4 protein-coding genes are annotated in these 3720 nt (G+C 42.3%); all 4 read right to left on the bottom strand.

Features of this window, described 5'->3' with window-relative positions; translation table 11 throughout:
• Positions 1–364, bottom strand: a 364-nt coding sequence (locus tag IQ229_RS17870; RefSeq protein ID WP_194046005.1) for a late competence development ComFB family protein, incomplete at its 3' end; no start/stop codon positions are given.
• A gap of 121 nt (positions 365–485) precedes the next feature.
• Complete coding sequence (locus tag IQ229_RS17865; protein ID WP_194046004.1) at positions 486–1421, bottom strand: M23 family metallopeptidase; 936 nt, start codon at positions 1419–1421, stop codon at positions 486–488.
• 526 nt (positions 1422–1947) lie between these two features.
• Entirely contained in the window at positions 1948–2646 is a 699-nt protein-coding gene (locus IQ229_RS17860; RefSeq protein ID WP_194046002.1) for a DevA family ABC transporter ATP-binding protein, read from the bottom strand.
• A gap of 74 nt (positions 2647–2720) precedes the next feature.
• Positions 2721–3720: ABC transporter permease DevC (gene devC / locus IQ229_RS17855; protein ID WP_194046000.1), on the bottom strand; the 1000-nt coding region annotated here is incomplete at its 5' end.

The raw sequence follows: 3720 nt of genomic DNA, 5'->3' as shown, positions 1-3720 counted from the left end.
CCTGAGCCGTTTCGCGCTGGAAGTTAGCACCTTCTTCTGTGGTAGCATACAAAGGCGGTAGCCGATTGAGAGCGTAAGCGGCAATATCTCCCACATCTAAAGAACTTTCGCTGGTGGCTTCAATTTCTGCGACTCGTGCGATCGCTTCTGTCAGCACCAATTCTTCCATAACGTTAATGAATTGTTTGCGAGGTACCGCCACTACCTCACCAGTCAATAGCGCACCCATAAGCCGATCCAACGCCATATACTCTTCAATTGAGAGTTCCGAGGCGTTATCACAGATTCTACCGACTTCTGCTTCCATTGCTGGTGTCAAATAACCATCCTGGAGAGCTTGTTCTACAATTTTTTCGATACTCATAACGCTTATCATCATTTATGTTGGCAAAGCTTGGTAGGGACGGTATCAATCCAATTTATTTTGCGTAATTCTCAGCAAAAAATACACAAATTATGCAAAGACAAGATTAATTCTGCCTCTACTAGTTAACAACCTTAGTTCGCCAAGGTGTTGGATCAACAGATTGTCCGTTGACATATAGACCCCAGTGTAAATGCGGCCCCGTAGAAGCCCCTGTTGAGCCTACTGCACCAATTAGTTGACCAGCTTTCACAAAATCACCTTCTTTAACGTTAATACGACTCAGGTGCATGAAAATACTGGTTACTCCTTGACCGTGGTCAATGCCAACTACGTTACCGTGTATCCGAAACCCTTGGGATACCCTACCTACCAAAGCAACTCGCCCAGCGGCTGGGGCAATTACCGGTGAACCGGCAGCACCAGCGTAGTCAAGACCACGATGATAGTAGTCTTTTGCAAATGTACCATTATAGTAGCGACGTACACCATAGGTTGTACTCATCCGCCCTGCATTTGGCTTCAGGAATACTCCATTCCAATACTTTTCTGGTGTTTGTAGCGCCTTAAAAGCTGCCACACGTTTAAGTTCATACTCTGTGGCATCCACTCCAGCTTTACCAGGTGGCAAAGTAATACGTTGTACGGGGAATTTGCGATTCAGCACATTCACTGCTAAGTTTTGCACTTGACCATCCCCTGCAACCCGAAGTGTTCTAGTTCCAGCTTTTTCTAATGGAGTTGTAGGAACAAAAGCCCGATACTGATTGGGCGCAATTTCAAAGGCTGGGTATGTATTCTTTCCACTGACTACTGTTGGTTTTGTACTATTCTCTGGATTATCTAGATTAATCTGTATCGAGAGTGTATCCCCTAATTTCGGATTAGTTGGAATCACCTTTACTTGCAAAGCATCTACAGGTAATGCCAAGGCGATCGGGAGAACAGCAAATATTCCCTTTAACACATTGATTGCACAGTAATTGGCTGTCAAAGCTTTGACATCAAAACTGAGCAACTTTTTGTTTGAACTACTAGCGCTATTCTCAATAATCATAGAACTACAAAAAAACCCTTGCTTGTATTGGAAAATAGATTAGCTTATTATCGCTAGTGTTTCCTGTTGAAAGTCAATGTTATTGACAACCATAAATTTTCGGAAATTCTCCAGGTATTTATGGATTGCAAGGGCGAATCATTTTATCTGTAATTTTAGGAAATTGGTCTTGACTCTAATAACCAAGGCGTATGACATTGGCAATGAGCATAAAATTTAACTGTGATTACATAAATAATACTTGAAGGAAATCTTGGAATCAACTGGACACTTTTTCAACTGGACACTAATATCACATTGTTAGGTTGAAATCGGTATGGGGAAATTACTTAAACTAGGTAAGTAAGTCAGTGAAGATAAATTAAACTATATACATACCATTCGAAAATATTTTAAAATTTACTGACGAATAGCGGTTTAGTCGCCAAAAAACTATGATATTGAGGGAATAAATGTGAGTTTGCCAGTCCACACTTCAGATTTACTTTATAAATCAACCCTGAATCAGGGAATACGCTCATTAACTTTAGGCTGATAGTATTACTTTTGACTTGAGTATGCCATCTTCCACCTGCACTATGCGATCGGCAATGTCTAGGATGCGATTGTCATGAGTAACCATCAAGATGGTACAGCCTTGTTCTTTTGCTAGTTTTTGCATGAGATTGACTACATCTCGTCCTGATTGACTGTCAAGGGCGGCGGTGGGTTCATCCGCGAGGATTATTTGAGGATGACTGACTAAAGCACGAGCGATCGCTACTCTTTGTTTTTGTCCTCCAGACAGTTGATCAGGGTAATAATGCAAATGATTTCCTAATCCTACTTGCTCTAACATTTGGGCTGATCTAGCTCGCATTTTTTTTAACCCAAGATGTTTATGCAATTCTAAAGCCATTTTGACGTTTTGGAGTGCCGTTAAACTACCATGCAAGTTATGTCCTTGGAAAATATAACCGTTATAGCGTCGTGCTTGCACTAGTTCTTCAGCACTAGCACCACAAAGTTCTCGTCCCAACACTCGCAAACTACCAGATTGAGCAGAACGCAACCCACCCACTAAAGTCAGTAAGGTAGTCTTTCCAGAACCAGAGGGCCCAGTCATGATAATAATTTCACCAGCGTTAATCTCTAAGTTGATGTTACATAAAACTTGCTTGCGGAGTGAGGCGTGACCAAAGTGGTGGTCGAGATTTTTAACAGAGATGACAGGTTGACTAGTCATAAATAGATCGATTACTCGTGACGATCGTCATTGGTCATTTGTCCTTTGTCCTTTGCAAATGACCAATGACAAATTTAAAACATATCAGCGGGATCGGTGGCTTGAAGTTTGCGGGTAGCGATCGCACCAGAAATTGTACACATAATGATGGTCAGTACTAATACCTGCAATGCCCGAATCGCAGTCATATACATGGGCAAATTTGTAGCACTGCGAGTCAGTTGATAAAGCACTAAGGACACTCCCAATCCGGGGAAGAAGCCCAGTGCTGCCAAGATCAACGATTCTTCAAGCACCACACCTAGCAGGTAGTAATTGCGATATCCCATTGCTTTGAAGGTGGCGTATTCTCGAACATGGGCATTAACATCGTTAGAGAGGACTTGATAGACGATGATTACGCCTACCACAAATCCCATCGATACACCTAGACTGAAAATAAAGCCAATTGGGGAATTTGTTCTCCAAAAGTTATTCTCAAATTCAATAAATTCGGCGTGGGTTAATACTCTGACATCATCTCTGAGGTAGGCTTTGAGCATTGCTGCTACTTTTTTCGGTTCATAGCCTGGTTTCAGAAGAATCAAACCTAGACTGACACTGCTAGACTGTCGCCCAGAAAATAGCCGCAAAAAGTTTTGATCGCTGGTAATCAGGTTCCCATCAAAGCCAAAGGAAGCCCCGACTTGGAATAAGCCACTAATGGTAATTGTGCGCCGTTCTATTTCAGTAGTCAGGATTTTACCTTGGTCAATTTGAGCGATCGCTTTTTGATAATCTCCTCTTGCACCACGATCGAACAACACCGTATCCGGCATTTTGAGCGCTTGTAATTGCTGGTTAACATCTGGTAAGTCAAAAGCTGGTTTGTCTGGATTAAAGCCGATAACTAACACCCCTGTTTCACGGTGTGTTTGGGGATTCTTCCAGATTGTGTTGTTAAAATACATTGGTTCTGCCGACTTTACCCCTGGTATATCCATTGCTTGGTAAAGTCGCCGCCGAGAAAATGTAGACAAGCTTGGCAAGTTACGGGCTTGGGGGCTGGTTAAAACAATGTCTGCTTGCAAACTG

The organism is Nostoc cf. edaphicum LEGE 07299 (assembly GCF_015207245.1).
In the GTDB taxonomy this organism is placed as follows: domain Bacteria; phylum Cyanobacteriota; class Cyanobacteriia; order Cyanobacteriales; family Nostocaceae; genus Nostoc; species Nostoc edaphicum_B.
This window is presented reverse-complemented; position numbering and strand designations above follow the sequence as displayed.

Bases quoted from the DNA above. Each gene is read 5' to 3' on its own strand.
- IQ229_RS17865 (WP_194046004.1), bottom strand. From the start codon at position 1,421: ATGATTATTGAGAATAGCGCTAGTAGTTCAAACAAAAAGTTGCTCAGT.
- IQ229_RS17860 (WP_194046002.1), bottom strand. From the start codon at position 2,646: ATGACTAGTCAACCTGTCATCTCTGTTAAAAATCTCGACCACCACTTT.